Source organism: Mycobacterium sp. KBS0706 (genome assembly GCF_005938675.2).
Lineage (GTDB): Bacteria > Pseudomonadota > Alphaproteobacteria > DSM-16000 > Inquilinaceae > Inquilinus.
Genome location: NZ_VCCH02000264.1, coordinates 1 through 1,573 on the forward strand (window position 1 = coordinate 1; position 1,573 = coordinate 1,573).

The window sequence follows — 1,573 nt, forward strand, 5'->3', positions numbered from 1 at the left end:
GAGGCTGGAGAAGGGCAAGTTCGTGTGGCCGCCGATCGTCGACGGCACGATGGTGCTGACCCCGGCGCAAATGGCGCTGCTGGTCGAGGCGATGGACTGGCGGCGGACGGTGGCGCCGGAGCCACCGCGGCGGCCTGCGGTGATCTGACAACGCGCTGATTCTGCGTGAGAATTCTGGCTTCGGCGGGTCGGATCTGCTAGACAGGGGCATGTCGCTAGCGACGGCCTCCCTGCCCACCGATCCTGCCGAATTGCGCGCCTTCGCAGCCGCGCTGCAGGTCGAGATGCAGCGGGAGATCGCGGCCCGGAACGCCGAGATCCATGCCAAGACCCTGCACATCGAGAAGCTAAAGGCGGAGCTGGCGGCGTTGCGCCGGGCCCGGTTCGGCCGCTCGTCGGAGAAGCTCGACCGCGCCGTCGAGCAACTCGAGCTCGTGATCGGCGACATCGAGGAGGACCAGGCCGAGACCGAGGCGCGGACGGAGGCAGCGCCGTCGGCATCTGGGCGGGAGGGCAAGCGGGCGCGGGGCGGCCGCAGGCCGCTGCCCGACCATCTGCCGCGCGAAGAGGTGGTGCACGAGCCGGCCTGCACCTGTCCGAAATGTGGCGGCACGACCTTCAGCCGGATCGGCCAGGATGAGCGCGAGGTGCTGGAGTACGTTCCCTCCTACTTCAAGCGGGTGGCGCACATCCGGCCGAAGTTGAGCTGCCGTGGCTGCGAGACGATCGTACAGGTGCCGATGCCGTCGCTGCCGATCGAGCGCGGCCAGCCCGGCTCTGGGCTGCTGGCCCATGTCGCAGTCTCGAAGTATTGCGATCATCAGCCGTTGCACCGGCAGAGCGAGATCTACGCCCGGGCCGGGGTCGAGCTCGACCGCTCGGTGATGGCCGGCTGGGTCGGCAAGATGGCGGTCCTGCTCGATCCCCTGGTCGAAGCGGTCGGCCGACATGTCCGGGCGGGAGCCGCCGTGCATGCCGACGACACGCCGGTGCCTGTGCTCGCGCCGGGGTTGGGCCGGACGAAGACGGGGCGGTTGTGGGTCATGCTGCGCGACGAGCGACCGTGGAACTCCACGGCACCGCCGGCGGCCTTCTATCGCTACTCGCCCGATCGCAAGGGCGAGCACGCCGAGGCGCTGCTCGACAGTTGCCGGGGCTTCTTGCATGCCGATGGCTATGCCGGCTTCGGCACGCTGTATGAGCCGGAGCCCGGGAGCACAGCGCCGCGCTTGGTCGAGGTTGCATGCTGGAGTCACGCGAGGCGCTATCTGTACGAGGTCTACGACAGCACGGGCTCGGCCACGGCCAGGACGGCGCTCGAACGCATCGGCGACCTCTTCGCCGTCGAGCGCGAGATCCGGGGCCGCGGACCGGAGGAGCGCTTGGCCGCCCGGCAGGACCGCTCGGTGCCGATCCTGAAAGCCTTGCGGCTGTTCCTCGACGAGGCGTTGGCGCGGACCAGCACCAAGGGCAAGCTCGCCGTGGCGATCCGCTATTCCACAACGCGCTGGGCAGCGCTGACGCGCTACACCACCGATGGCAGGCTGGAGATGAGCAACAATGCGGCCGAGCG

2 protein-coding genes are annotated in these 1,573 nt (G+C 69.4%); both read left to right on the forward strand.

The window, feature by feature from the left end; translation table 11 throughout:
- The first annotated feature begins 4 nt into the window (after nt 1-4).
- Nucleotides 5-148 (forward strand): hypothetical protein, encoded by a 144-nt coding sequence (locus tag FFK22_RS45005; RefSeq protein WP_373683781.1) that lies wholly within the window; start codon nt 5-7, stop codon nt 146-148.
- 61 nt (nt 149-209) lie between these two features.
- Nucleotides 210-1,573, forward strand: a 1,364-nt coding sequence (locus FFK22_RS41700; RefSeq protein ID WP_138893681.1) for an IS66 family transposase, incomplete at its 3' end; no start/stop codon positions are given.